The following is a 24,675-nucleotide window of genomic DNA, read 5'->3' as shown; positions in this document are numbered from 1 at the left end:
TCCTTGTGGGATAACGTCCCCGGCCGAAGCCTGGTCCGACCTGCTATTCCTTGATCGCCCCCGAGAGCATTCCGGCGATGAAGCGGCGTTGGAGGAAGACGTAGACGAGCACGACGGGCGCGGCGACGATCAGCGCGGCGGCCATCAGCATCTGGTATTCGGTCTGGTGCTGGCCCTGGAAGATCGACAGGCCGAGCGGCGCGGTGCGCAGGTCCTCATTGGAGTTCATGATGACCAGGGCGAGCAGGAACTCGTTCCAGGTCCACATGGCGATCAGCACGACCATGGTGAGGATCGCCGGGCGGCCGACCGGCAGCAGCACCCGCCACAGGGTGGTCCAACTGGAGGCGCCGTCCATGCGGGACGCCTCGATGAGGGAGCGGGGCGCGGACCGGAAGTAGGCGCGCATCCAGAACACCCCGAACGACACGGACTGGGCGATCTGCGGCAGCATGAGGCCGGGCAGCGTGTTGTCGAGGCCGACCGAGCGCAGGTCGAAGTACAGCGGGACGACGATGGCCTCGGTCGGCACCATGAGCCCCGCGAGGAACACGTAGAACAGCACGGTCGCGCCCTTGAACTCCATCGTTCCCAGGGCGTACCCGGCCAGGATCGACAGCACCGAGGCGGCGACGACGACCACGGTGACGACGATGAGGCTGTTGGTCAGGTACCGCGCGAAGTGCCCCTTCCGCCACGCCCCGGTGAACGCGTCGACGGAGAAGTGCGGCAGGCCGAACGCCTGGGAGGCGACCGCGAGCAGCGGGAACACGGCGATCACCGCGAAGACGATCAGCACGCCGTACGTGGTGGTGCGCTCGGCGCGGGAGGTCGTAGGTGTCACGCGCGGCCCTCCACGAGGCGGCCGACCCCGGCGGTCACGACGAACACGATGATCGCGATCGTGATGCCGATGGCGCAGGCCAGCCCTACCTCGCCGGTGTTGAACGTCCGGTTGTAGACCTCGTACGCCGGGACCCGGGTCGCGTCGCCGGGACCGCCGCCGGTGGTCAGGTAGATCAGGTCGAAGTTGCGGAGCGCGGCGATGATGGTCAGCGTCAGGGCCACCGACAGCTCCCGCCGCAGCCCGGGCAGCGTGACGGCGAAGAACTCGCGGATGGCCCCGGCGCCGTCGACGCGCGCCGCCTCGTACAGCTCGCGGGGGATCTTCTGCACGCCGGCCAGGAACAGGACCATGGCCAGCCCGATCTCGGCCCAGGTGCCGATGAGCCCGACGGACGGCAGCGCCCAGGTGAAGTCGCCGAGCCAGCCGCGGGCGAGCCCGCCGAGGCCGACGAGGCGGAGCGTGCCGTTGATCGGGCCGTGGTCGGAGTAGATCCACTGCCAGGCCACCGCGACCGCGACCATGGCCACGACCTGCGGCAGGAACAGCACGGTGCGGAAGAACGTCAGGCCACGCGGCCGCGACCGGGACATGACGGCGACGAGGAGGAAGGCGATGCAGCAGGGCAGGACGGCGTAGAAGAACACGAGCACGGCGGCGTGCCAGAACGTTCCGCGCAGGTGCGGGTCGCTGAACGCCTGCGTGTAGTTGCCGAGCCCCGCCCAGGTGCCGACGGTGAGCCCGTCCCAGTGGAACAGCGAGAGGTACGCGCCGTGCAGCAGGGGCCACAGCAGGAACGCCGCGTAGACCACCAGCGCCGGGAGCACGTAGAGGTAGCCGACGCGGCGGGGCTCGCCCGGCGGTGCGGCCCCCGCCCTCTCGGTGGGCAGGGGCTTCACCGCTTGGCCAGGAAGGCGGCGTAGTCGCGCTGGGCCTCCTGCATGCCCTGCTGCGCCGTCTTCCGCCCCGCGATGATCTCCTGCAGTACGCCGCCGAGCGTGTCGAGGAACGTCGTCGTGGAGTAGTCGAGGTACGGGACGAGGATGTCCTTGTCGCTCGCGGTCTTCCAGGCGGCGGACAGGTCGCGCCCCACCGCGGTGGTGGGCTGCGCGCTCGCCGGGGCGACGGCGGCGAGCCCGCCGGTCTGGGTGACGACGTCCATGGCCTGCGGGGTGGTCATGAAGTTCAGGTACGCGGCGGCGACGTCGGGGTGCTTGGACTTGGAGGTGATCACGAGGGGCAGGCCGGGGCCGCCGAGCGTGGCCGCGGGCGCTCCGCCGGCCTGGGCGGGCGGCGGGAGGAGGTAGCGGACCTTGTCCCCCATCTTCTTCTGCAGGTCCGCGGCGAACCACGGTCCGCCGATGAGGAACACGCCCTCGCCCTTGCTGAACGGCCCGGGGGAGTCGTTGTACTTGCCGGCGTTGACGCTGGAGGGGAAGTAGCCGTTCTTGGCCCAGTCGGCGAGCTTCTGCGCGGCCTGCACGATGGATGGATCGGTCCACGCGCCGCCGCGGCCGAACACCAGGTTCCGCAGCGCGTCCTTGCCCGTCGTCTGGCCGAGCAGCACCCCGAACTCGTGGATGGCGGGGAACTTCTCCAGGTTGGCGAGGTAGATCGGGGTCTCGCCCTTGCCCTTGGCCGTGGCCAGGTCCTGCTCGAACTCCGCCCACGTCGTCGGCGGCTTGATGCCCAGCTTGGCGAGCTTGTCGGTGTTGTAGTAAATGCCGACGGCCTCGCCGGTCATGGACACGCCGTACAGGTTGCCGGAGCCGATGCTCTTGCCGTCCGGGGTGACGCTGTTGAGCTGGGTCAGCCCGGCGGGGAAGCGCTTACGGAACCCGTAGGCCTGCTCGTACGGGTCGAGGGGCACGAGCGCGCCGGCCTTCACGAGGGCGCCCATGATGCCGTACCCCTGGTTGGCCTCGACGACGTCGGGCGGGTTGGCGCCGGACAGCGCGAGGCGCAGCGTCTTCTCCAGGTCGGTGAAGGACCGCGACACCCGCTTGATCGTCACGTTGGGGTACTTGGCGTGGAAGGCCGCGTTGAGCTTCTCCATCTGCTCGTTCTGGCCGCCCAGGACCTCCTGGTCCCAGACGGTCAGCGTGACGGGGCCGGCCTTGGCGATGTCCGTGCTGACGGAGGAGGGCGTCTTCGGTTTGGACTTGCCACCGCCCGACCCGGGGGCGCAGGCGGACACGGCGACCAGCGCCGCTGTCAGGACCACGAACGGTTTCCGCATGGCGGGGCTCCTTCGGTCAACCGAACCGGCGGCGAGATCTTCTCTCAAGATCTTCTTGCTGGTGGCTCCGATCGTTACGATCACGCCTGTCGTACGGTCGGCTCGGCCCGGGCGACCGTGTCGACCGAGGAGTCGGGGATGAAGGGGACGACGAACGCGTAGTCCTCCAGGATCTCGTCGGGCACCTCGCCGGACTCGCCGAACGCCGCGATCTCCCCCCAGCAGGGCGAGCCGAGCGATCCGCTGAAGTGCCGGACGGACAGCCCGGCGCAGAGGTTGGCGAACCGCAGCCGCTCGCCCAGGGGCCAGCCGGCGAGGGTGCCGTAGACGAAACCGGCCGCGAAGACGTCGCCGGCGCCGGTCGGGTCGAGGGCCTTGACCGGCAGCGCGGTCGCCTCGGCGCGCTCGCCCGTGGTCGTGTCGATCGCGATCGCGCCGTCGCCGCCGCGTTTGACCACCACGACGGGGACGCGCTCGGCCAGGGCGTCGAGGGCCTCCTCCGGCGTGCTCGTCCGGGTGTAGGCCATGGCCTCCACCGCGTTCGGCAGGAACACGTCGACCAGCTCCAGGCGGTCGAGCACGTCGACGGACCACGTCTCGGTGGGGTCCCAGCCGACGTCGGCGACGACGGCGGCACCGCTCTCGCGCATCGTCGCGGCCCAGCTCGGCACCGGGTGGGCGAGGTCGAGGAAGCAGGTCTTGGCCTTGGGCGGGGTGCCCACGAGGGCCTCGGGCAGCACCGGCATGGGCCGGTGGTAGGTGACCATGCTCCGGTCGGCGTCGTACGCCAGCGACACGGTCACCGGCGTGGGCCAGCCGGGCAGCCGCCGGGAGTAGGCGAGACTCACGCCCTCCTGCTCGGACAGGGTCCGCCACAGGTAGGCGCCGAACATGTCGTCACCGAACGCCGCGGCCAGGCCGACGTTCAGCCCGAGACGGCTCATCGCGACCGCGATGTTCGCGATGCCGCCGGGCGCCGACCCCAGCCCGTCGGTGATCAGCTCGGTGCCGGGGGGTGGCAGCCCCGGCAGGCCGGTGAAGATCATGTCCATGAAGACCGTGCCGGCCAGGAAGACGTCCAGCCCTCCGGCACCGCCGTGCAGGAACTCGGCGGCGGTCTCCCGCTCGACGCACGGATCTTCCAGCCGCGGCTCGGGCGGTCGGCCCGGCGGCGCGATCATCGGTTTAACTTGCTCCACGGCGCCTCCCCTTCATTGGGGATTTATCACTGTCGTACGACAGTACGCGGTGCTGGAGCGTTCCCGAGAGAATGTACGCGAAGTCCCCTTCCTTCTCTCAGGCGATCCTCGGGCGCTCCCGCACCAGCCGCGTCAGAGGAAGGTCCGGCCCTCGCCGCGATAGGTGGGAACGGTGTCGACGACTCGGTCACCGTCGACCAGATGGAGGGCGTCGAAGCGTTCGCACAGCTCACCGGCCTTCGCGTGCCGGAACCACACTCGGTCCCCGATCCGCAGCCGGTCGGCGGCCTTGCCGAGCAGCGGGGTCTGCACCTCGCCGGCGCCCTCCCGCGCGTCGAAGCGGAGTCCGGCGGGCAGGTACGGCTGCGGAAGCCGGTTCCGGTCCGCGACGCCTGAGGCGAGGTAGCCGCCGCCGAGGACGGTGACCACGCCCGGCGCGGGGCGCCGTACGACGGGAAGGGCGAACAGCGCCGCCGGGCTGCCGGAGAAGTTCGTGTAGTGGTCGAACAGCACCGACTGGTATAGACCCGAGCCCGCCGCCACCTCGGTCACGGCCTTCTCGGCCGCGGTCTTCTCGACGCTGCCGGTCCCTCCGCCGTTGACGAACTCCAGGTCCGTGACCTCCCGGACCGCCTTGACGATCAGCGCCCGGCGGCGCGCCAGCTCGACGCGCGACTGCGCCTGGATCAGGCGCACCGCCCGGGAGAAGAGCGGTTTTCCCGGCGGGTTGTCCCCGACGCCCGCGATCTGCGACTCGTACGCCATCAGCCCGACCAGCCGGACGCCCGGGCGGCGGCCGATCTCCCGGGCCAGCTCGGCGGCCTGCTCCGGCGTGCGGACCGGGGATCGGAGCGCTCCAACGCGGATGCGGCCGCCGGCCGCGCGCCACGCGGCGTCGATGTCGATGCAGACCCGGACGGTCCGGCCGCCGGTCGCCTTCTCGATGAGGTCGAGGTGTTCGACGCAGTCGACCATGACGGTCACGGTGGACGCGGCGTGCTCGTCGTCGGCCAGCCGCGCGAGGGCGGTCTGGTCGGCGGTCGGATAGGCGACGAGGATGTCGTCGCAGACCCTCTCGCCGGCCAGCCACAGCGCCTCCGGAAGCGTGAACGCCATGACGCCGGCGAACCCGTCCATGGCCAGGACCTGTTCGAGCAGCGCCCGGCAGCGGACGGACTTGCTGGCGACCCGGATCGGCTTGCCGTGCGCGCGCCGGGTCAGGTCGGCCGCGTTGGAGCGGAACGCTTCCAGATCGACCATGGCGAACGGGGGTTCTAGGTGAGATGTGGCGATGTCGTACCGTTCGCGCAGCGTCATGCCCGCAGCGTGCCACAGAACGGACGAATATGAAAAGACTTCACATCCGGTAATGAGCGGCGAAGAAGTCCCAGAGCCGCCCGCTCGCGTCGGACGGCCACTGGTGCCCGCCTCCCTTGACGACGCACAGGACCACCTCCGCGCCGCCGTCGCCCCGCCCGGTGGATCGGCAGCCGCCGTCCTCGGCCGTCCGGAGCGCGGGCAGGCGGTCCGCCCGGCGCCAGAAGTCCACCGCCCGGCTCACCGGCGGAAACGGGCGGCGGTCGTTGAAATCACGATGCCCGCCGCCGTTGAACGGGACGTTGTGGTCCGCGGTGCCGTGCCAGATCATCACCGGCACCGGCCGGCCGGGATGGCATGACATGGCGAGCGCCGCGGACACGACCCCGATCGCGGCGACCTTCCCCGCGGCCTCGCACGCGAACCGGTACGCCATGCCGCCACCGTTGGAGAACCCGGTCACGTAGACCCGCTTCGGATCGGCCAGCCCGATGGCGGTCAGGTGGTCGATGAGCCTGCGGAGGAACCCGACGTCGTCGATGTGCGCCAGCCGCGCGGGCGCACAGCAGTCCCCGGCGTTCCAGGTGAAGGCGAACCCGTCGGGGTAGACGGCGAGGAACCCGTGGTCGTCGGCCAGAGCGTCGAACCCGGACTTCTTCTCGAATCCGGTCATGTTGTCGGCCCCACCGTGCAGGGCCAGCACGACGGGGAGCGGCCGCGCCGGACGCCCCGCGCGAAAACGCTGCTTCCCCAGGGCGGGCGGCACGTGGACCAGATACTCCCGGTGACCCGGCGTCCCCACCTCGATCTTCATCCGATGCGTCCCCACCGTCGTGGGCACGTCACCTACCGCCCTCGGCCCCGCGCTCTTCGGCCGAGCCGCGCCGTGGCGCCCGGAACCCGCAGACTCGCACGCGCCGAGGAGAAGAAGACCGGAGAGCACCAGCACCGCAACCCGTCGCATGCCCCGGATCTAACCCGCCCGAACCCCCGAAAACTACTCATAGGCAGCACGAATCCAGGCGCCGACGTGATGACCCGGCGCGTGATCAGACCAGCGCGGGAGGACTCAGCCTTCGGCGGGGCGGAGGGTGAGGCCGGGGGTGGGGGTGGGCGGGGAGCCGGTGTCCTCGCGGCTCTGCAGGGCGGTGACGGTCGCGGCGAGGGCCAGGGGGACGGCGACGGCGAGGGCGAGGGCGGGTACCGCGATGCCCGAGTCGTTCACCGCGCCGCCGACCAGGGCCGTCACGAATGCCCCGGACAGGCCGGCGCGCAACATGGGGGCGCGGTCGTAGGCGAGCTGCAGCCCGCCGGCCCCCGCGCGGCCCGGCCGGTGCAGGACGAGGAGCAGGAACAGGAAGGCCGCGATCACGATCGGCAGGAGCGTCGGATTGCCGAACGTGTGGACCATGGCGGTGAACTTGCGCTCCAGCCAGGGCAGGGCGTTCCCCTGGATGAGCTGGCCGAAGAAGCGGCCCATGTGCGTCTGTTGGGCGGGTGGGCGCAGGTAGTCGAGGTACGCCACGCCGAGCACGAGCGCCATGCCGGCCGCGCGCAGCAGCTGCAGCCGGATGAAGGACACGCGGCGGCCGCTCACCAGAAGCGCCGTCGTGGCGAGGCCGGGGACGAACGCGATCAGGCCGCCGAAGTCGCTGCCCCACGCGGTCCAGCTGTCCAGGAGCGCGGCGACCAAGGTCATGGCGAGCACGGCGGCGACGGCCGCCCGTCGGCCCCGGCGGGGTTCGAGCCACTGTGCCACTCCGGCGGCGGCCAGCAGGGTCGAGGTGGCCAGCACCGCGAACGCGATGTTGCCCATGCCGTAGTAGCGCCCGCCGACCAGCGGGGAGTACCCCATGAGGCTGTTGACCTGCAGGTTGCTGCCGGTCAGCAGGTCCGCCCCGAGCACGGCGGCGGTGACGCCCGCGATCACGGTCCCGGGGCCGAGCACCCACCGCCGCCACGGCCCGCTGACCGCGGCGGCGACGATGAGCGCGTCCACGACCGCGATGCCCGCGACCAGCGTGGGGAGGGGATGGGAGCCGCGCCACCACGGCACCAGGTTCACCAGGTACGTCGACACCGGAACGGCGGCCGCGATCAGGGCGGTCAGGCGTGTGGCGGCGAGGATGCGGGTGCGCCGCCGCCCGGCCCACCGCAGCTGGAGCGCGATGGCCGCCGAGCCGTACAGCAGCAGCTGGGCGACCACGAAGGCGGCGAAGAAGTCGGGAAGGAGGTTCCGGTGGGTCTGGGCGGCGACGTCCTGGCTCCGCAGGTTCTGTACCGCCGAGTCGAGCGCGGCGGGGCGGGAGGCGTCGGGCAGCAGCGGGGTGCCGATCAGCGCCGCCGGGGCCGGTACACCGAGCCAGGTCATCAGGGTCGCGGTGAGATCGGGGAGGATGACCATGTCGGCCCGGCGGGTGGAGTCCGAGCCGAGGTAGCGCCCGGCGGTCCCCGGCCCGGTCGCCAGCACGAGCCGCAGGTGCGGTGTCCGGTCGTGGTCGGAGACCCCGGCGACCAGCACGTGGGCGTCGGCCGGCAGGTGCGTCAGCACCGTCGCGACCGCGGCGTCCGCGCGGCGCGCCTCGGAGACCCGGTCCGGTCCGGTGACGGCGCCCGCGTCGACGACGGTGGCGGCGCAGCGCGCCCAGTCGCCGGCGGGCAGGGTGGCGATGTCCGGCGCGTAGGCGTCGACGCGTCCATTGGAGTCGCCGGCCCCCAGTGCCGCTCCGGGACCCACGGCGGTGGTGCAGCCGCCCGCCCGGTGCACGGCGTCCCCGAACAGGCCGATGGTCCCGAACCCGGCGTTGGCGCGGCGGATCGTGGCGATGTCGTTCACGGCGGCGCCCGTCCCGGAGGGGGAGACGGTGATCGGCTTGTGGCAGTACGGGCCCGACGCGGATCGGGCTCCGGCCGACACGGTGGCCCACCCGTCATTCGGGCAGGTCAGCCGGCCCACCGTGCGGACCGACAGCAGCCCGGTCGCACCGCCCCGCGCGAGCTGCCACAGGTGCGGTGTCGCGGTGGGGCTCACGTCGCTCCACTGGAGCCCCGGGACGCCGATCAGCACGGCGTGCCGGGCGGGCGGCGGCGCCGTCGCGGCGCGGGCCGGTGAGCCGTATGACGCGAGTAGCGCCAGAGCGAGCGATACGAGCACGGCGATCGGGGCTATTCGCACCTGATCATCTCCCTGGAGCGTCCGGAAACCCGGTGCGGAGAATAGTGGCCATCGGTCCGAACGTGCCCCGCCCTACGAGTTAAGAGTCCTCATCCGCAGGGTGAAGTATGGCCGTTCCCAATGTGTCGCGTCGCCCCGCGGCCGGAGTCTTTTGCCCACTTCTAACGTGGAGCCGTCCTTCCGGCATCGTCCCTGGCCATGCCGCCGATCCACCGGACACCCCCTAGTCTCGTAGGGACATCACGGTCCGTAAGGGTTCGTCCCCGCGCTCCGTACGATCCATCGACGCCCGAAGGTACGACCATGTCCGAATACGTGCTGACGCTGTCCTGTCCCGACCGGCCGGGCATCGTGGCGGCCGTGTCAGGAGCGCTCGCCGAGCGCGACTGCAACATCCTGGAGAGCCAGCAGTTCGGGGATCGGAGCACCGGGCGCTTCTTCCTGCGCATTCAGTTCGAGGCGCCGGAGGGGCTCGAGGACGCGTTGTCCGAGGTGTTCGGCGCGCTCGCCGGGGAGTTCGCGCTGGACTGGCGTCTGCACGACCTGGCCGTCCGGTCCCGGGTGCTGATCCTCGTGTCGAAGTACGGGCACTGCCTGAACGATCTGCTCTACCGCCAGCGTTCCGGGCTGCTCGACGTCGATGTCGTCGCCGTCGCGTCGAACCATCCCGACATGCGGCCGCTGACCCAGTCGTACGGCATCGACTACCACCACCTGCCCGTCACCTCGGAGGCCCGCGCCGCCCAGGAGGCGGAGATCCTCGCGCTCGTCGGGCACTACCAGGCGGATGTCGTCGTGCTCGCCCGGTACATGCAGGTGCTGTCCGACGACTTCTGCGCGAAGCTGCCGGGCCGGATCATCAACATCCACCATTCGTTCCTGCCGAGCTTCAAGGGCGCCCGCCCGTACCACCAGGCGCACCAGCGAGGCGTGAAGCTGATCGGCGCGACCGCGCACTACGTCACCCCGAAGCTCGACGAGGGGCCGATCATCGAGCAGGAGGTGGCCCGCGTCGACCACACGCAGGGGCCGGAGGAGCTGATGGCGGTCGGCCGGGACATGGAGTGCCTGGCCCTCTCCCGTGCCGTGCGCTGGCACGCCGAACACCGGATCCTGCTCAACGCCGAGCGAACCGTGGTCTTCCGCTGAGTTTCCCGTTCCCCGGGATGTCCGCGGATCGAGCATTACCGTGGGCTCCGTACGCTCGAGGCAGCGATTCCCCCCGGCGAACACGCACGGTCATGCGCCGTGCGGCGGGTGACGGACGGGAGGTCGCCGTGGAGCGGATCATCGGTGACGGCGGTGCGCGGGACACGGTCGTCCAGACCCTCGAGATACCGGCGCCTGACCGATCCGGCGCGCACCGGGCCGCCGTACGCCTGTTCCGGTCCCGCAGGACGCCTGCCGCCGTCCTCGCGGCGGCGCTGCTGACGGTCGCCGGCACGGCGACGGCGACGAGGGTGATCTCGACCCTGCTCGGCCATCCCGTCCCGCGGACCCGTGCCGTCGCGCGCGTGGGGCGGCTGCTGCGGACGACGGCGTGGGGCGATCCGGTGGTCCTCGCCCTCGCGGGCGGCGTCGCGCTCACCGGGCTGCTGCTCCTGCTGGCCGCCCTGCTGCCGGGGCGGGGATCCGTCGCCACGCTGGTGTGGGGCACCCGCCGGTGCGCCCTCGGCGTCGAGCGGGCGGGGCTGTGCGCGGCGCTGGAGGCCGCCGTCCTGGACGTGCCCGGCATCGCCGAGGTGCGGGTCCGGATGCGCGGGATGCCCCGCCGCCGCGCCGTCGTGCACGCGGCCACCGGATACCGGAACCCCGGCACCCTCCGGGAGATCGTGGCCGAGGCCGTACGGGCGCGGGGCGACGACATCGGCCTGGCGCGGGCGCCTCGGGTCGTCGTACGCCTCGACTGGCGGAGGGACTGACGTGACGAACCGGATGGGGCTCGCACCGACCGGCCTCGTGCTGCTGTGCGCGGGCGGCGCGGTACTGGCGACGGGACTCGGGGCGTTCGGGCCGCGACGCGCCCACCGGCCGATCTGGCCGGTCGCGGCGTCACGGTGGGTCGCGGCGCACGGCTGGTTCTGGCCGATGGTCGCCGCGATCGCCGGCACGGCCGCGCTCCTGGGGGCCGGATGGCTCGTCGCCCTCGTCCGGAGCCGGAGGCTGCGCAGGCTCGCGATCGGCGACGCGCGCTCCGGCCGGACGCGGATGGCCGCGCGCGTCGCCGTCCGCACGATCGTCGCGGACGTCACCGAGTACGACGGCGTGCACGCGGTACGGGCGCGGCTGACCGGCCGGGCGGTCGCCCCGCGGATGCTGCTTCGCGTCACCTGCCCCGCCGACGCGGACCTCGCCGGGCTGGGGCGGAGCATCCGCGACGAGGCCCTGGCGCGCCTGCGGGCGGCGCTCGCCCGCGACGACATCACCGGTGTGGTGATCTTCGACGTGGTGCCCGAACGGGGCGACGGCGTAGCGTGAAGTGCCATGACCTCCGTGCGCGCCACCGCAGAACTTCAGGACGATCTCGTACGACTCCGCCGCGACCTGCATTCCGAGCCGGAGCTGGGGCTGGAGCTGCCGCGCACCCAGGAGAAGGTGCTCGCCGCCCTCGACGGCCTTCCCCTGGAGATCGGCCTCGGGCGGTCGCTGTCCTCGGTGACCGCCGTGCTCCGGGGCTCCTCGACCGGCCCCGCCGTCCTGCTGCGCGCCGACATGGACGCCCTTCCCGTGGCCGAGCGCTCCGGCGTCGACTTCGCCAGCCGGATCGGCGAGCGGATGCACGCCTGCGGCCACGACCTGCACACCGCGATGCTCGTGGGGGCGGCGCGGCTGCTCGCCGAGTCGGAGTTCGCGGGCAGTGTCGTCTTCATGTTCCAGCCCGGTGAGGAGGGCCTCGCCGGGGCACGTCACATGATCGCCGAAGGGGTGCTCGACGCGGCCGGGACGCGGGCCGTCGCCGCGTACGGCCTGCACGTCACCTCGTCGGTCCTGCCGGGCGGCTGGTTCATGACCCGGCGCGGGCCGCTGATGGCCGCCGCCGACGAGGTGCACGTCACCGTCCGCGGCGCCGGCGGTCACGGCTCGCAGCCGCACCTGGCCAAGGACCCGATCCCGGCGGCCTGCGAGATGGTGACGGCGCTGCAGACGTTCACCACCCGCCGCTTCGACGCGTTCGACCCGGTGGTCATCACGGTCGGCAGCTTCCACGCCGGCAGCAAGGCCAACATCATCCCGGACGAAGCGCGGTTCGACCTGACGATCCGCTCCTTCTCCCGGGAGGCGCACGCCAGGGTCCTCGAGGGCACCACCACGCTGCTGCGCGGCATCGCGTCCGCGCACGGCCTGGACGTCGACGTCCACCACGACATGGGGTACCCGGTCACGGTCAATGACGCGGCCGAGGCGGAGTTCGCGGCGGCCACGATCGGTGACCTGTACGGGCCGGAGCGCCTCGTCTGGGGGCCGAACCCCCTGACCGCGGCGGAGGACTTCTCGTTCGTGCTGAACGAGGTGCCGGGAGCGTTCGTCTTCCTCGGCGCCTGCCCTCCGGATCGCGACCCGGCCACCGCCCCGTTCAACCACGCGGCGGACGCGGTCTTCGACGACGGCGTGCTGGGCGACGGGGCCGCGCTGCTCGCCGAACTGGCCCTCCGGCGGCTGGCTCGCGCCTGACCTCGGTCGCCGGGGACGGCCGGCGGCCTTTATCATGATCCAGCAGTGCTGACAGTTCGTCCAATGGGGGAGCGGCGTCGTGCGGAGGCTCATCTCGCCGCTGGTCCTTGCCGCCGGAGCGGCGGCGCTGCTCGGTGGCTGCGGCAATCCCGCGGAGACCGCCAAGAGCTCCCAGTCGCCCACACCCTCGGCCGTCCGGATCCAGCGGGTCAAGGTCGGCCAGGCCGTCACCCTGAGCGGCGCCGACGACTCGGGCGGCGCGGAGCGGCTCCGTCTCGCCGTCAAGGTCAAACAGATCGTCGCCACGGCGACCGGCCATGGTGCCTTCCAACGGCCCCGGAAGGGCGAGCGGTTCGTGGCCGTGCGATTCGTGCTGAAGAACGTCGGCGACGCCGCGTACGACGACAGCCCGACCTACGGGGCGAAGGTCGTGGACGGCGACGGCCGGACGTACGACCCGACCGAGGCCACGGTGACCGCCGGCCCCGGCTTCTCCAAGGTCGTGAAGCTCAAGAATGGCCAGGCCAGGTCGGGGTTCATCGTGTTCGCCGTGCCGAAGAACGCGACGGTGGTCAGCGTGCAGTATGCCCTGAACGCCGGGTTCGCCGCCGACCGCGCCGAGTGGCGTGTGAGCTGACCACGGCACCGTCGCCACGAAGGTCAACGGTGTCGAGGTCCGGTTCGAGAAGCGTCAAGCAGGACGGATGGCGTCCTCCTGCCCGGGTTCCGGACCGGGCGGCCTGGACGCCACCAGGCCGCCCCGAAGGACATCACCCGCGCGCGTCGGCGCGCGTTGATCGGATCGCCAGGGTGACCATCGGGAGATCGAACTCCCCGGACGCCGTCTCCGGCGTCGCGCGCAGGTGGTCGAGGATCCTCCCCAGCAACGCCGCCCGTTCGGCCTCGGGCAGGACCAGCACGTGGGAGTGGGTGCCGATCGTCGCGGCCATCGACTCCGCGGTCCGCCGCTGCGCGTGCGGGAATTCGGTCTGCTCGATCGCGGGGAACTCCGCCGTCGGAGCGAACGCCGACTCGGCGTTCCAATCCTTGAGCGCCGTCGTGCCCCGGGCCACCTCCTTGAGGCCTCTGACCCAGGGGACCCGGTGGTCATCGATGTTCCACAGCGCGGCCAGCACGCCGCCGGGGGAGAGCACCCGCGCCATCTCGGGCAGCGCACGGCTCAGGTCGAACCAGTGCAGCGCCTGCCCGACCACGATCGCGTCGACCGACCCGTCCGCAAGGGGGATCCGCTCGGCCGTTCCCGCGAGCGCCCGCACCTCCGGCAGGTGCGCGCGAAATGCCGTGAGCATGGCCGGGTCGGGCTCCACCGCGGTCACGTTCTCGGTATGGCGCAGGAGACCTTCGGTGAGCTTGCCCGTGCCGGCCCCCAGGTCGAGGACGCGCAGCGGAGTGCGGCCGGCGACGGGCTCCAGCGCCCAGCGCACCGCGGAGTCGGGGTAGTCGGGGCGCTCCGCCGCGTAGGCGGCGGCCTGGCCGCCGAAGGACGACGCTCTGCGGGCGAGGGTCTCGGCATCGCCGTCAGGGAAGGTGCTCATTCACTCGACCCTAAACCGATCATCAGCACTCGATGACGTTGACGGCGAGGCCGCCGCGTGACGTTTCCTTGTATTTATCCAGCATGTCGCGGCCGGTGTCGCGCATCGTCTTGATCGCGCGGTCGAGCGAGACGAAGTGGCGGCCGTCGCCGCGCAGCGCGATGCGGGCCGCGCTGATCGCCTTGATCGAGGCGACGGCGTTCCGCTCGATGCACGGCACCTGCACCAGGCCGCCGACCGGGTCGCAGGTGAGGCCGAGGTTGTGCTCGATGCCGATCTCAGCGGCGTTCTCCACCTGCTCCGGCGTGCCGCCGAGGACCTCGGTGAGACCGGCCGCCGCCATCGCGCACGCGGAGCCGACCTCTCCCTGGCAGCCGACCTCGGCACCGGAGATCGAGGCGTTCTCCTTGATGATCACGCCCATCGCCCCGGCGGTCAGCAGGAACCGTACGACGCCGTCGTCGGAGGCACCCGGCACGAACTTGTCGTAGTAGTGCAGGACGGCCGGGACGATGCCGGCGGCTCCGTTGGTCGGGGCGGTGACGATCCGGCCGCCCGCGGCGTTCTCCTCGTTCACGGCGAGGGCGAACAACGTCACCCAGTCCATCGCGTGCAGCGGGTCGGTGGCGGCCTCCGTCACGAGTTTGCGGTGCAGGTGCGGAGCCCGGCGGCGTACCTTCAGCCCGCCGGGCAGCAGGCCCTCGCGGGAGCAGCCGCGGGTCACACTCTCCCGCATGACGCGCCACAGGTCGAGCAGGCGTTCGCGGATCTCCTGCGGGTCACGGCCGAAGGCCTGTTCGTTCTCGAGCATCAGCGCGGAGATCGACAGGCCGGTCTCGTGGGCGCGGTCGAGGAGCTCGGCGGCGGTGGCGAACGGATGGGGCACCACGGTGTCGTCGGGCTTGATGCGGTCGGCGCCGGTGGCGTCCTCGTCGACCACGAACCCGCCGCCCACCGAGTAGTAGACCTTCTCCCGCAGCTCGGTGCCGCCGGCGTCGCGGGCGGTGAACCTCATCCCGTTGGGGTGATGGGGGAGCGACACCTTGCGCTCGAAGACGAAGTGCTCGCCCACCACGAACGGCACCTCGTGCTCACCGAGCAGCCGGATGACGCCCCGCTCACGTACCTCGGCGACCCGCGCGTCGGCCGTCTCGACGTCGACGCGTTCCGGTGTATCGCCTTCCAACCCGAGGATGACGGCCTTGTCGCTGCCGTGGCCCTTGCCGGTGAGGCCCAGAGAGCCGTAGAGGATGACGTGGACCGTCGCCGTCTTCTCCAGCAGGCCGTCGCGCGTCAGGCCTCGGGCGAAACGGTGGGCCGCCGTCATCGGCCCGCCCGTGTGCGAGCTGGACGGGCCGATGCCGACCTTGAACAGGTCGAAGACGCTGATCGCCATGGTGTCTAGTCGGCCTGGCGGGCGGTGATGGCCTGCTGGTAGAGGCGGCCGGCGCGGTAGCTGGAGCGCACCAGGGGCCCGGACATCACCCCGGCGAAGCCGATGGCCTCGGCCTCGTCGTTCAGCTCGACGAACTCCTCGGGCTTGACCCAGCGTTCGACGGGGTGGTGGCGGGGGGAGGGGCGCAGGTACTGGGTGATGGTCAGCAGCTCACATCCGGCCGCGTGCAGGTCCCGCATGGCTTCGGTGATCTCTTCGCGGGTTTCGCCCATGCCGAGGATGAGGTTGGACTTGGTGACCAGTCCCGCTTCCCGGGCGGCGGTCAGCACGCTCAGGGAGCGGTCGTAGCGGAAGCCGGGGCGGATGCGTTTGAAGATCCGTGGGACGGTTTCGAGGTTGTGGGCCAGGACTTCGGGGCGGGCGGAGAAGACTTCGGCCAGCAGGTGGGGGGTGGCGTTGAAGTCGGGGATGAGGAGTTCGACGCCGCAGCCGGGGATCGCGGTGTGGATTTGGCGGACGGTTTCGGCGTAGAGCCAGGCTCCGCCGTCGGGCAGGTCGTCGCGGGCGACGCCGGTGACGGTGGCGTAGCGCAGGCCCATGGTCTGGACGGAGTCGGCGACGCGGCGGGGTTCGTCGGGGTCGTAGGCGGCGGGTTTTCCGGTGTCGATCTGGCAGAAGTCGCAGCGGCGGGTGCATTGGTCGCCGCCGATGAGGAAGGTGGCTTCGCGGTCTTCCCAGCATTCGTAGATGTTGGGGCAGCCGGCTTCCTGGCAGACGGTGTGCAGGCCTTCGGAGCGGACCAGGTCGGTGAGTTCGCGGTATTGCGGGCCCATCGACAGCCGGGTCTTGATCCAGGGTGGTTTGCGTTCGATCGGTGTCGCGGCGTTGCGGGCCTCGACACGCAGCAACTTCCGGCCCTCAGGAGCGATGGTCATCGTGGTTCATCCATTACAGGCTGGGGTAGAGCGGGTGCTTGTCGGCCAGCGCGCTGACCCGGGCGGACAGCGCCGCCGAGTCGTACGACGGCTGCAGCGCCAGCGCGATGATGTCGGCGACCTCGGCGAAGTCGTCCGCCTGGAACCCGCGCGTGGCGAGCGCCGGCGTGCCGATCCGCAGGCCCGACGTCACCATCGGGGGCCGTGGGTCGTTCGGCACGGCGTTGCGGTTGACCGTGATGCCGATGTCGTGCAGGCGGTCCTCGGCGTCCCGTCCGGTGATCTCGGAGTCGACCAGGTCGACCAGGACGAGGTGCACGTCCGTGCCGCCGGTGAGCACCTTGACGCCGGCCTTGGCGGCGTCCTCGCGGAGCAGCCGATCGGCGAGGATCCGGGCGCCGTCGATCGTCCGGGCCTGCCGCTCGGCGAACTCCTCGGACGCGGCGATCTTCAGCGCGACGGCCTTGGCGGCGATGACGTGCTCGAGCGGGCCGCCCTGCGTGCCGGGGAACACCGCCGAGTTGATCTTCTTGGCGTACTCCTCACGGCAGAGGATGAGGCCGCCGCGCGGACCGCAGAGCGTCTTGTGCGTCGTCGTGGTCACGACGTCGGCGTACGGGACCGGGGACGGGTGCAGCCCCGCCGCGACCAGGCCCGCGAAGTGGGCCATGTCGACCATGAGCAGCGCCCCGGACTCGTCGGCGACCCGCCGGAACGCGGCGAAGTCGAGCTGCCGCGGGTAGGCGGACCAGCCGGCGACGATCATCTTGGGCCGGTGCTCGTGGGCCAGCCGGGCGACCTCGTCCATGTCCACGAGGCCGTCGGGACCGACGTGGTATGCCGCGACGTTGAACATCTTGCCGGAGTAGTTGATCCGCATGCCGTGGGTCAGGTGCCCGCCGTGCGCGAGATCCAGGCCGAGGATCGTGTCGCCCGGCTCCAGCAGCGCGAAGTAGACCGCGATGTTGGCCTGCGCGCCCGAGTGCGGCTGCACGTTGGCACGTATTTCATCAGCACAGCCGGCGCCGAACAGGGCGATAGCCCTGTCGATCGCCAGCTGTTCGGTGACGTCGACGTACTCGCATCCGCCGTAGTAACGCCGGCCGGGGTACCCCTCGGCGTACTTGTTGGTCATCACCGAGCCCTGCGCCTCGAGGACACCGATCGGCGCGAAGTTCTCCGAGGCGATCATCTCCAGGGTGGACTGCTGGCGGTGCAGCTCCTCCGCGATCGCGGACGCGACCTCCGGATCGATCTCGGACAGGGGCAGGTTGGCAAGGCTCATGACGCCTCCTCGATGAGCTTCGCGTAGGCCTGCGCGTCGAGCAGGTCACCCGAGTCGTCACTGGTGCGCACCCGGAACAACCATCCCTCGCCGTACGGGTCGGAGTTGATCACGGCCGGGTCCTCGTCCAAGGCGGTGTTGACCGCAACGACCTCGCCGGTGACGGGCGCATAGATGTCGCTCACCGACTTGGTCGACTCGGCCTCGCCGCACGGCTCTCCGGCCTCGACGGACGCGCCCTCCTGCGGCAGCGACACATAGACGATGTCACCGAGCGCGTCGGCGGCGTACGCCGTGATGCCGACGGTCACCACACCGTCGGACGGCGCGGTGATCCACTCGTGCTCCTGGGTGTAGGAAAGCGTCTCGGGAACAGTGCTCACGAAGTCCTCCTGTAGAACGGCAGCGCTACCTTGTCGACCGGCTCGTGTTTACCGCGGATGTCCACGGCGAGGTCGGTGTCCTCGGCGTGGTCCGCGTCGATGTAGGCCATGGCGATGGGTTTGCCCAGCGTCGGGGACGGCGCACCACTGGTCACCACACCGCAGGGCGTGCCGTCCGGCGTCACGATGTCGTACCCGTGGCGCGGCGCCCGGCGCCCCCGCGCGACGAGCCCCACGAGGGTGCGCGCGGGCGGGGTGTCGGCGCGCGCGGCCAGCGCGGCGCGCCCGACGAAGCCCCCGGGCTTGTCCAGCTTGACGGTACGGCCGAGGCCGGCGTCGTACGGCGTGGTCTCGGCGGTCAGCTCGTTGCCGTACAGCGGCATGCCCGCCTCCAGCCGCAGGGTGTCGCGGGCGGACAGCCCGGCGGGCCGCAGGTCGTCGCCGCCGGCCTCGGTGACGGCGCGCCAGACGGCCACGGCGTCACCCGCCGAGACGAACAGCTCGAAACCGTCCTCGCCGGTGTACCCCGTGCGGGCGATCAGCGCGTCGATCCCGGCGACCTTCCCCGGCAGGATCGCGTAGTACTTCAGGTCGGCGAGCGCGGCGTCGGTGAGCTTCTCCAGGATGGCCTGGGCCTTCGGGCCCTGCACGGCGATGAGCGCGTACGCGTCGGAGCGGTCGTCGACGGTGGCCTTCTCGAAGCCGCCGGCCCGCTTGGTGAGCTCGGCGCGGACGGTCGCGGCGTTGGCGGCGTTCGCGACCACCATGAAGGTCTCCGGGGCGAGCCGGTAGACGATCAGATCGTCGAGGACGCCCCCGGCCGGATCGACGATCATCGTGTAGCGCGCCCGGCCGACGGCGAGCACGGACAGGTGCCCGATCAGCGCGTGGTCGAGGGCCGCTCCGGCCTGCGGGCCGGTGACGAAGATCTCTCCCATGTGGGACAGGTCGAACAGCCCGGCGCTGGTGCGGACGGCCTGATGCTCGGCGATCTCGCTCCCGTAGCGCAGCGGCATGAGGTAGCCGGCGAACTCGGTGATCATGGCGCCGAGCTCGGCGTGGACCTCGTGCAACGGTGTTCTCTTGGCGTCCGGCGTGGACATCGGGGCAGGCTCCTATCACGCGGGCGGCCGGGATCCCATCCTCCCATTGGCGCGCGGCATGCGGTCGCGGTGCCCTCCCCCTCTGTCATCGGTGCCTGAGAGCTTCACCCCCGGTCAGGGGGCTTGCACCTTCGGCGGGAGCGTCGCTCCGCTTTCCAGAGGTCGCCTGGTCCGCACGGTTCCTGTGGCCTGAGAGGTTCCGGGGAGGAGTTGCTCCTTCGGCGTACCCCGCTGGCGGCGAGGTCGCTCTCCCGCGCGGGATCAACGGCATGGCCAGGCTAGCAGCGCGGAGCCGCCGGGGAAACGGGGCCGCCGCAGGTCGCGTACCGGCAGCCCACCGGGCGGGACCGGGCGCGCCGGCCGGATCGACGACGGACCGGGTATCCCGGCTGGATCGACGACACGGGACACCTGCCGGGCGGTGGAGCGGGACTTCCGGCTCAATTCCCGTGGAACCCCGGGAGGCGCTGAAGATCGCGAATTATCTTGATCAACTAGCGGCCGCCGGGGGAGGGCGCGACGGCGGGGGCAACGCCTTTCACCATCGCATCGAGCGTGAGGAGCTCCATGGCCCACTCAAGGACATCTCGGCGGATCACCGGCTTGGCCGCGCTCGGCGCCGCAGCCGTGATCGGCCTGACCGGAGCCTGCTCGCCCGGTCAGTCGGCGGGCACCGTCGCGGCCCGCGCCGCGGCGCCCGCCGCCGCGGCCGGCAGCCCGGTCGACATGACCAGCGGCTTCTACGTCGCCCCGGACTCCAACCCCGCCAAGTGGGTACGGGACAACCCCGGCGACGCGCGCGCCGCCCAGATCAAGTCGGCGATCGCCGACAAGCCGACGGCGGCCTGGTTCGGCGACTGGAACAGCGACATCGGAACGGCGGTCTCGGACTACGTCGGCGCCGCCGACGCCGCCGACAAGCTGCCCGTCCTCGTCGCGTACAACATCCCCGGCCGGGACTGTTCGGGCGAGTCCAAGGGCGGTTCGGACAAGGACAAGTACGAGGGGTGGATCTCGGCCTTCGCCGGCGCGATCGGGACCCGGCCCGCCGTCGTGGTCATCGAACCGGACGCCCTTGCCCAGCTCGACTGCCTGCCGACCGACTCGGACCGGCAGTTCCGCCTGGACCTGCTGAAGTTCGCGACCGAGCAGTTCAAGGCCAAGGCGCCGAACACCTGGGCGTACCTCGACGCCGGCAACGCCAAGTGGATCGCCCCGGACACCATGGCCCAGCGGCTGGAGTCCGCCGGCGTGCACAACGTCCGGGGCTTCGCCGTCAACGTCTCGAACTACTACACCACCGACGAGTCGGAGTCCTACGGCACGGCGGTGAACGCCTCGCTGTCGAGCAAGGTGCCGTTCATCGTCGACACCAGCCGTAACGGCAACGGATCGAAGAACGGGGAGTGGTGCAATCCGGCGGGCCGCAAGCTCGGCGTCACGCCCCAGGTCGGCGGCGGCGCGGAGATGCTGCTGTGGGTGAAGGTCCCCGGCGACTCCGACGGATCCTGCGGAGTCGGCGAGGGCATCCCGGCGGGCCAGTTCAGCCCCGACCTCGCCATGCACCTGATCAACGGGTCCTGACGACCGGATTCCCGGCGGATCGGCGGAGCGGGGTGCTCCGCCGATCCGTCAACGTGCGATTACCCACGGTATTGATAGGGAGGTTTATTAACCTTTTTTCCGCGATCCGATTGACCGTGGCCCACCACACCGGTTGCATGGCCCGCGCCCCAAGATCCTTAAGTACCCCCCGAGAGGAATCTCATGGCGCGCACGCGCACCCGGGCCTGGCTCCTGACCTGCGTGGCGATCACGCTGGCGGTCGCGGCCCTCACCGTGCTGACCTCCCGCGGCACCCCGTCGACACGGGCCGGCGCCATACCGGCCGCGAACACCCAGGCCGCGGCCTTCCAGCACCCGGGCGTCCTGGTCGGACGCTCCCAACTCGACTTCGCCCGGGCGAAGGTCAAGGCCGGCGCCCAGCCGTGGACGAAGGCGTACGACACGATGCGCGCGAGCGCGTACGGGTCGCTGTCCCGGACGCCGAAGCCGCGCGCCAACGTCGAGTGCGGCTCGGGGTCCAACCCGAACCACGGCTGCTCGGACGAACGCGAGGACGCCCTCGCCGCCTACACCGACGCCCTGATCTGGTACATCTCCCGCGACGACCGGTACGCCAAGAAGGCGATCCAGATCATGGACGCCTGGTCGGCCGTCATCAAGGAGCACACGAACCACAACGCCCCGCTGCAGACCGGCTGGTCCGGCGCGTCCTTCGCACGCGCCGGCGAGCTGATCAAGCACACCTACACGGGGACGTGGGCGCAGGAGAAGCGCTTCGCGACGATGCTGCGCACCGTCTACCTGCCCACCGTGATCAACGGCAAGCCGAACGGCACCAACGGCAACTGGGAACTGATCATGACGGACGCCGCGATCGGGATCGCGGTGTTCCTCGACGACCACACGTCATTCGACAAGGCCGTCGCCCTGTGGCGGAAGCGCCTGCCCGCGTACTTCTACCTCAAGTCCGACGGCGCCCTGCCGAAGCCGCCGCCGGGCGGCCAGATCAACACCAAGGCCGAGATCATCAAGTACTGGCAGGGGCAGACCACGTTCGTTGACGGACTGGCCCAGGAGACCTGCCGCGACTTCGGCCACACCGGCTGGGCCATCGACGCGGCGCTGCACGTCGCCGAGACCGCCCGGCTGCAGGGTGTGGACCTGTACGGCGAGGGCCGCGCACGACTGACGAAGGCGCTGGAGTTCCACTCCACGTACGAACTGGGCGCCAAGGCGCCGTCGTGGCTCTGCAAGGGCACCGTGAAGCGCGGGCTCGGGCCGGTCCTCGAGGTCGGCTACAACGAGTACCACGGCCGCCTGAAGGTCTCCCTGCCCCAGACGGCGAAGCTGGTCGCCAAGGACCGGCCCGCCGGCGCGAGCTACTTCCTCGCCTGGGAGACGCTCACCCACGCCGGAGCCCCCTGACCAGCCCGTACGAAAGGCTCGGAAGCCGGGCCGAGCCGCCTGGCTCGGCCCGGGAGCGTTGCGGCGTTCCCCGAGGGTTCCGCCCCCAGGCCGGGCGGGGTGGCCGCCGGGGAACGACCGACGGCCGCCGAGGTAAGGATCGCCGGGCCCGGCGGAGACGGCCCGCCCGAGCGCTCGCGGCCATGGAGCGCCGGTTTTCGGCATACGCTTGACCGGTCGAGATCTCGGAGGCCTACCGGTGAGCGTGCGCGGCACGGCGAGCGGAGCGGCCAGGCCGCACGGCGTCCGGCGGACGCCGGCGGCGGGACGGGTGAGGAGCGTGGGCGGGCAATGAGCGTGCTTTTCGTGGTGGGCATCGTCGTCTTCTTCCTCGGGCTGCTCGCCTCGATCGCCCTGCACGAGCTGGGCCACATGTCCTTCGCGAAGCTCTTCGGCGTCCGCGTCCCGCAGTTCATGGTCGGCTTCGGGCCCACCCTGTGGTCCCGGCGCAAGGGCGACACCGAGTACGGCGTCAAGTGGATCCCGCTGGGCGGGTACATCCGCATGATCGGGATGCTGCCGCCGCGAAAGGGCGACGAGCCGGGCACGGTCCGCCAGTCGTCCACCGGGCCGTTCCAGGGGCTCATCGAGTCCGCGCGCGGCGCCGCCCTGGAGGAGGTCGGGCCGGGCGACGAGGACCGCGTCTTCTACCGCAAGAAGTGGTGGCAGAAGGTCATCATCATGTTCGCCGGCCCGTTCATGAACCTGCTGCTGGCGTTCGTGTTCATCAGCATCGTCGTCATGGGGATCGGCGTGTCGACGCTGCAGCCGGTGATCGCGTCGGTGTCGAAGTGCACGATCCCGGCCGCGCAGGCGGGCCGCGACTGCCGGGCCGGCGACCCGGTGACCCCCGCCGTCAAGGCGGGGCTGCGGGCCGGCGACCGGATCGTCTCCTACGAAGGCCACAAGATCCACTCGTACCAGCAGCTGCAGGGCCTGATCCGGGCGTCCGGCGGGCATACGGTGCCGGTCGTGGTCAAGCGGGGTGGGCAGGACGTCCCGCTGAGCGTTCCCGTCACCACCAACCAGATGCAGTCGCTGACCGACCCGGACAAGACCGAGACCGTCGGGTTCCTCGGGATCAGCCCGACGAGCGCCCGCGAACGCCAGGGCCCGGGCGTGGTCGTCAGCACGATGACCGACCTGACGAAGCGCACCGTCGGCTCCCTGATCAACATGCCGAAGAAGATGGTCGGCGTCTGGAACGCCGCCTTCAGCGACAAGAAGCGCGACCCGAACGGCCCCATCGGCGTCGTCGGGGCCAGCCGGATCGGCGGGGAGATCGCCGCGTCGAAGGAGCCGGGGCTGGACAAGCTCGCGTTCTTCCTCATGATGCTCGGCACGGTCAACTTCGCGGTGGGCATGTTCAACCTGGTGCCGCTCCTGCCGCTGGACGGCGGGCACATCGCGGGCGCGCTGTGGGAGGCGCTGAAGAAGGGCATCGCCCGGATCACCCGTCGGCCCGACCCCGGCCACGTCGACGTCGCCAAGGCCCTCCCGCTGACGTACGCCATGGCCGTGGTGATCATCACGATGGGCGCTCTGTTGATCTACGCCGACCTCGTGAATCCGGTACGCCTCAACGGCTGACGCCGCCTGTAACCTCCCGAACCGGGCGGTACCCCCCGACGTCAAGCGTTATGGCTGACCGGAATGGGTCATGATGGGGACGTATGACGTCGGGGGCCACCATGGAGGGATTTTTCAGCGAGCGCATCGTCCAGACCGGGCGGCTGCCACTGTTCTGCTTCTTCGTGGCGTTCATCGTCACGTTCGTCGTCGTGCGCATCAACGTTCGCCTGATCCGCGCCAAGGTGCGCTGGTGGTTCAAGAACGTCGAGGTCGGTGACCTGCACATCCACCACGTGGTGTTCGGGGTCGTACTGATGCTGATCGGTGGCGTCGCCGCGCTGTCCATCCCCGACACCTACACGACGTGGTACGCCGGCGCGGCCTCGCTGTTCGGGGTGGGGGCCGCCCTGGTCCTCGACGAGTTCGCGCTGATCCTCCACCTGCGCGACGTCTACTGGATGGAGGAGGGGCGCGCCTCCGTCGACGCGGTGTTCATCGCGATCGCGGTGACGGGCCTGATCCTGGTCGGCGTCCGCCCGATCGGCCTCAGCGACGTCCGAGACCTGCGGCCGGACGCGACCGTCTCCGTCGGCGTCTTCCTCGTCGTCCTCGCCAACATCCTGGCCAACCTGGGGCTGGCCATCGTCACCCTGTTCAAGGGCAAGATCTGGACGGGGCTGCTCGGCCTGTTCGTGCCGGTGGTCCTCATCTTCAGCGCTCTTCGGCTGGCCCGTCCGGGCTCGCCCTGGGCCCGGTGGAGGTACCGGCCGGGCACGCGGAAGTTCCGCCGGGCGCTCCGCCGTGAGCAGCGCATCCGCCGCCCGATGATCCGCGCCAAGATCTGGGTGCAGGAGTTCATCGCCGGCCGGCACGATCTGATCTCCCACGAGCGTTCCGTCGGCTCCCGCCGCCGCCTGGACCGCGGCGGCACGCCCAAGGGCCTGTCCGACAAATCCCGTTCGTAGCGGC

General features: G+C 71.1%; 22 protein-coding genes and 1 riboswitch. Of the genes, 9 read left to right on the top strand and 13 right to left on the bottom strand.

Translation table 11 applies throughout. The features are described from left to right. Positions 1-43 precede the first annotated feature (43 nt). From ACQP2O_RS43960 to ACQP2O_RS43930, 7 genes are all read right to left on the bottom strand, one after another. Positions 44-844 carry a carbohydrate ABC transporter permease gene (locus tag ACQP2O_RS43960; protein ID WP_433175189.1) on the bottom strand — a complete coding sequence of 267 codons (801 nt, stop codon included), beginning with the start codon at positions 842-844 and terminating at the stop codon, positions 44-46. Then, positions 841-1,743, bottom strand: a complete 903-nt coding sequence (locus tag ACQP2O_RS43955) for a carbohydrate ABC transporter permease (RefSeq protein WP_433175188.1) — start codon at positions 1,741-1,743, stop codon at positions 841-843. Before ACQP2O_RS43955 ends, ACQP2O_RS43960 begins: the two co-directional genes overlap by 4 nt. Then, a complete protein-coding gene (locus ACQP2O_RS43950) occupies positions 1,740-3,083 on the bottom strand; it encodes an ABC transporter substrate-binding protein (protein ID WP_433175186.1) in 1,344 nt (447 codons plus the stop codon). Before ACQP2O_RS43950 ends, ACQP2O_RS43955 begins: the two co-directional genes overlap by 4 nt. An 80-nt stretch (positions 3,084-3,163) precedes the next feature. Then, on the bottom strand, positions 3,164-4,282 hold the full coding sequence (locus ACQP2O_RS43945; protein ID WP_433175184.1) for a carbohydrate kinase family protein: 1,119 nt from the start codon (positions 4,280-4,282) through the stop codon (positions 3,164-3,166). Positions 4,283-4,414: 132 nt separating this feature from the next. Then, positions 4,415-5,599 carry an amino acid deaminase/aldolase gene (locus ACQP2O_RS43940; protein WP_433175182.1) on the bottom strand — a complete coding sequence of 395 codons (1,185 nt, stop codon included), beginning with the start codon at positions 5,597-5,599 and terminating at the stop codon, positions 4,415-4,417. A gap of 40 nt (positions 5,600-5,639) precedes the next feature. Continuing rightward, on the bottom strand, positions 5,640-6,413 hold the full coding sequence (locus tag ACQP2O_RS43935) for an alpha/beta hydrolase family esterase (protein WP_433175180.1): 774 nt from the start codon (positions 6,411-6,413) through the stop codon (positions 5,640-5,642). Positions 6,414-6,668: 255 nt separating this feature from the next. Then, complete coding sequence (locus ACQP2O_RS43930; protein WP_433175178.1) at positions 6,669-8,774, bottom strand: hypothetical protein; 2,106 nt, start codon at positions 8,772-8,774, stop codon at positions 6,669-6,671. Between the two features lie 303 nt (positions 8,775-9,077). Here ACQP2O_RS43930 and purU point away from each other — a divergent pair, with 303 nt between their 5' ends. From purU to ACQP2O_RS43905, 5 genes are all read left to right on the top strand, one after another. Further along, the gene (gene purU / locus ACQP2O_RS43925; RefSeq protein WP_433175176.1) at positions 9,078-9,923 is read left to right on the top strand and encodes a formyltetrahydrofolate deformylase; all 846 of its coding nucleotides are present in this window, start codon (positions 9,078-9,080) and stop codon (positions 9,921-9,923) included. 128 nt (positions 9,924-10,051) lie between these two features. Beyond that, positions 10,052-10,696 carry a DUF6286 domain-containing protein gene (locus ACQP2O_RS43920; protein WP_433175174.1) on the top strand — a complete coding sequence of 215 codons (645 nt, stop codon included), beginning with the start codon at positions 10,052-10,054 and terminating at the stop codon, positions 10,694-10,696. Position 10,697: 1 nt separating this feature from the next. After that, the gene (locus tag ACQP2O_RS43915; RefSeq protein ID WP_433175172.1) at positions 10,698-11,252 is read left to right on the top strand and encodes an alkaline shock response membrane anchor protein AmaP; all 555 of its coding nucleotides are present in this window, start codon (positions 10,698-10,700) and stop codon (positions 11,250-11,252) included. A 6-nt stretch (positions 11,253-11,258) separates the two neighbouring features. Beyond that, positions 11,259-12,446 (top strand): M20 metallopeptidase family protein, encoded by a 1,188-nt coding sequence (locus tag ACQP2O_RS43910; RefSeq protein ID WP_433175170.1) that lies wholly within the window; start codon positions 11,259-11,261, stop codon positions 12,444-12,446. 79 nt (positions 12,447-12,525) lie between these two features. Then, a complete protein-coding gene (locus ACQP2O_RS43905) occupies positions 12,526-13,083 on the top strand; it encodes a DUF4352 domain-containing protein (RefSeq protein WP_433175169.1) in 558 nt (185 codons plus the stop codon). A 133-nt stretch (positions 13,084-13,216) separates the two neighbouring features. On the opposite strand, the gene ACQP2O_RS43900 is transcribed toward ACQP2O_RS43905, so the two are convergent. Genes ACQP2O_RS43900 through gcvT form a run of 6 tightly spaced genes read right to left on the bottom strand, consistent with a single transcriptional unit; the run spans position 13,217 to position 19,104 of the window. Further along, a complete protein-coding gene (locus ACQP2O_RS43900; protein ID WP_433175167.1) occupies positions 13,217-14,002 on the bottom strand; it encodes a class I SAM-dependent methyltransferase in 786 nt (261 codons plus the stop codon). Positions 14,003-14,024: 22 nt separating this feature from the next. Continuing rightward, entirely contained in the window at positions 14,025-15,398 is a 1,374-nt protein-coding gene (locus ACQP2O_RS43895) for an L-serine ammonia-lyase (protein WP_433175165.1), read from the bottom strand. 5 nt (positions 15,399-15,403) lie between these two features. Beyond that, positions 15,404-16,333: a lipoyl synthase gene (gene lipA / locus ACQP2O_RS43890; protein ID WP_433175164.1), complete on the bottom strand. Its 930-nt coding sequence runs from the start codon at positions 16,331-16,333 to the stop codon at positions 15,404-15,406. A gap of 13 nt (positions 16,334-16,346) precedes the next feature. Then, positions 16,347-17,618 (bottom strand): serine hydroxymethyltransferase, encoded by a 1,272-nt coding sequence (gene glyA, locus ACQP2O_RS43885; RefSeq protein ID WP_433175163.1) that lies wholly within the window; start codon positions 17,616-17,618, stop codon positions 16,347-16,349. After that, positions 17,615-18,001, bottom strand: a complete 387-nt coding sequence (gene gcvH, locus ACQP2O_RS43880) for a glycine cleavage system protein GcvH (protein ID WP_433175162.1) — start codon at positions 17,999-18,001, stop codon at positions 17,615-17,617. Before gcvH ends, glyA begins: the two co-directional genes overlap by 4 nt. Next, positions 17,998-19,104 (bottom strand): glycine cleavage system aminomethyltransferase GcvT, encoded by a 1,107-nt coding sequence (gene gcvT, locus ACQP2O_RS43875; protein WP_433175161.1) that lies wholly within the window; start codon positions 19,102-19,104, stop codon positions 17,998-18,000. The genes gcvH and gcvT overlap by 4 nt, the downstream gene beginning before the upstream one ends. Positions 19,105-19,270: 166 nt before the next feature. Then, positions 19,271-19,368, bottom strand: a riboswitch (glycine riboswitch). Between the two features lie 303 nt (positions 19,369-19,671). On the opposite strand from gcvT, the gene ACQP2O_RS43870 reads away from it, so the two are divergent. From ACQP2O_RS43870 to ACQP2O_RS43855, 4 genes are all read left to right on the top strand, one after another. Then, positions 19,672-20,688 carry a glycoside hydrolase family 6 protein gene (locus tag ACQP2O_RS43870; RefSeq protein WP_433175160.1) on the top strand — a complete coding sequence of 339 codons (1,017 nt, stop codon included), beginning with the start codon at positions 19,672-19,674 and terminating at the stop codon, positions 20,686-20,688. A 183-nt stretch (positions 20,689-20,871) separates the two neighbouring features. Beyond that, on the top strand, positions 20,872-22,095 hold the full coding sequence (locus ACQP2O_RS43865; protein WP_433175159.1) for an alginate lyase family protein: 1,224 nt from the start codon (positions 20,872-20,874) through the stop codon (positions 22,093-22,095). A 330-nt stretch (positions 22,096-22,425) separates the two neighbouring features. After that, positions 22,426-23,724, top strand: coding sequence for a M50 family metallopeptidase (locus ACQP2O_RS43860; protein WP_433175157.1), 1,299 nt, complete (start codon positions 22,426-22,428; stop codon positions 23,722-23,724). An 83-nt stretch (positions 23,725-23,807) separates the two neighbouring features. Continuing rightward, entirely contained in the window at positions 23,808-24,671 is an 864-nt protein-coding gene (locus ACQP2O_RS43855; RefSeq protein WP_433175156.1) for a hypothetical protein, read from the top strand. Positions 24,672-24,675: the final 4 nt, after the last annotated feature.

This window comes from Actinoallomurus sp. CA-150999, assembly GCF_050942425.1.
Taxonomy (GTDB): domain Bacteria; phylum Actinomycetota; class Actinomycetes; order Streptosporangiales; family Streptosporangiaceae; genus Actinoallomurus.
Note: the sequence above shows the minus strand (reverse complement) of the source record. Positions and strands in the feature narration are given on the sequence as shown.

Excerpts from the sequence above, each read along its gene's own strand:
- ACQP2O_RS43950 (WP_433175186.1), bottom strand. The coding sequence starts at position 3,083 with ATGCGGAAACCGTTCGTGGTCCTGACAGCGGCGCTGGTCGCCGTGTCC.
- ACQP2O_RS43940 (WP_433175182.1), bottom strand. The coding sequence starts at position 5,599 with ATGACGCTGCGCGAACGGTACGACATCGCCACATCTCACCTAGAACCC.
- ACQP2O_RS43935 (WP_433175180.1), bottom strand. The coding sequence starts at position 6,413 with ATGAAGATCGAGGTGGGGACGCCGGGTCACCGGGAGTATCTGGTCCAC.
- purU (WP_433175176.1), top strand. The coding sequence starts at position 9,078 with ATGTCCGAATACGTGCTGACGCTGTCCTGTCCCGACCGGCCGGGCATC.
- ACQP2O_RS43910 (WP_433175170.1), top strand. The coding sequence starts at position 11,259 with ATGACCTCCGTGCGCGCCACCGCAGAACTTCAGGACGATCTCGTACGA.
- ACQP2O_RS43900 (WP_433175167.1), bottom strand. The coding sequence starts at position 14,002 with ATGAGCACCTTCCCTGACGGCGATGCCGAGACCCTCGCCCGCAGAGCG.
- ACQP2O_RS43895 (WP_433175165.1), bottom strand. The coding sequence starts at position 15,398 with ATGGCGATCAGCGTCTTCGACCTGTTCAAGGTCGGCATCGGCCCGTCC.
- lipA (WP_433175164.1), bottom strand. The coding sequence starts at position 16,333 with ATGACCATCGCTCCTGAGGGCCGGAAGTTGCTGCGTGTCGAGGCCCGC.
- glyA (WP_433175163.1), bottom strand. The coding sequence starts at position 17,618 with ATGAGCCTTGCCAACCTGCCCCTGTCCGAGATCGATCCGGAGGTCGCG.
- gcvT (WP_433175161.1), bottom strand. The coding sequence starts at position 19,104 with ATGTCCACGCCGGACGCCAAGAGAACACCGTTGCACGAGGTCCACGCC.
- ACQP2O_RS43870 (WP_433175160.1), top strand. The coding sequence starts at position 19,672 with ATGGCCCACTCAAGGACATCTCGGCGGATCACCGGCTTGGCCGCGCTC.
- ACQP2O_RS43865 (WP_433175159.1), top strand. The coding sequence starts at position 20,872 with ATGGCGCGCACGCGCACCCGGGCCTGGCTCCTGACCTGCGTGGCGATC.
- ACQP2O_RS43860 (WP_433175157.1), top strand. The coding sequence starts at position 22,426 with ATGAGCGTGCTTTTCGTGGTGGGCATCGTCGTCTTCTTCCTCGGGCTG.
- ACQP2O_RS43855 (WP_433175156.1), top strand. The coding sequence starts at position 23,808 with ATGACGTCGGGGGCCACCATGGAGGGATTTTTCAGCGAGCGCATCGTC.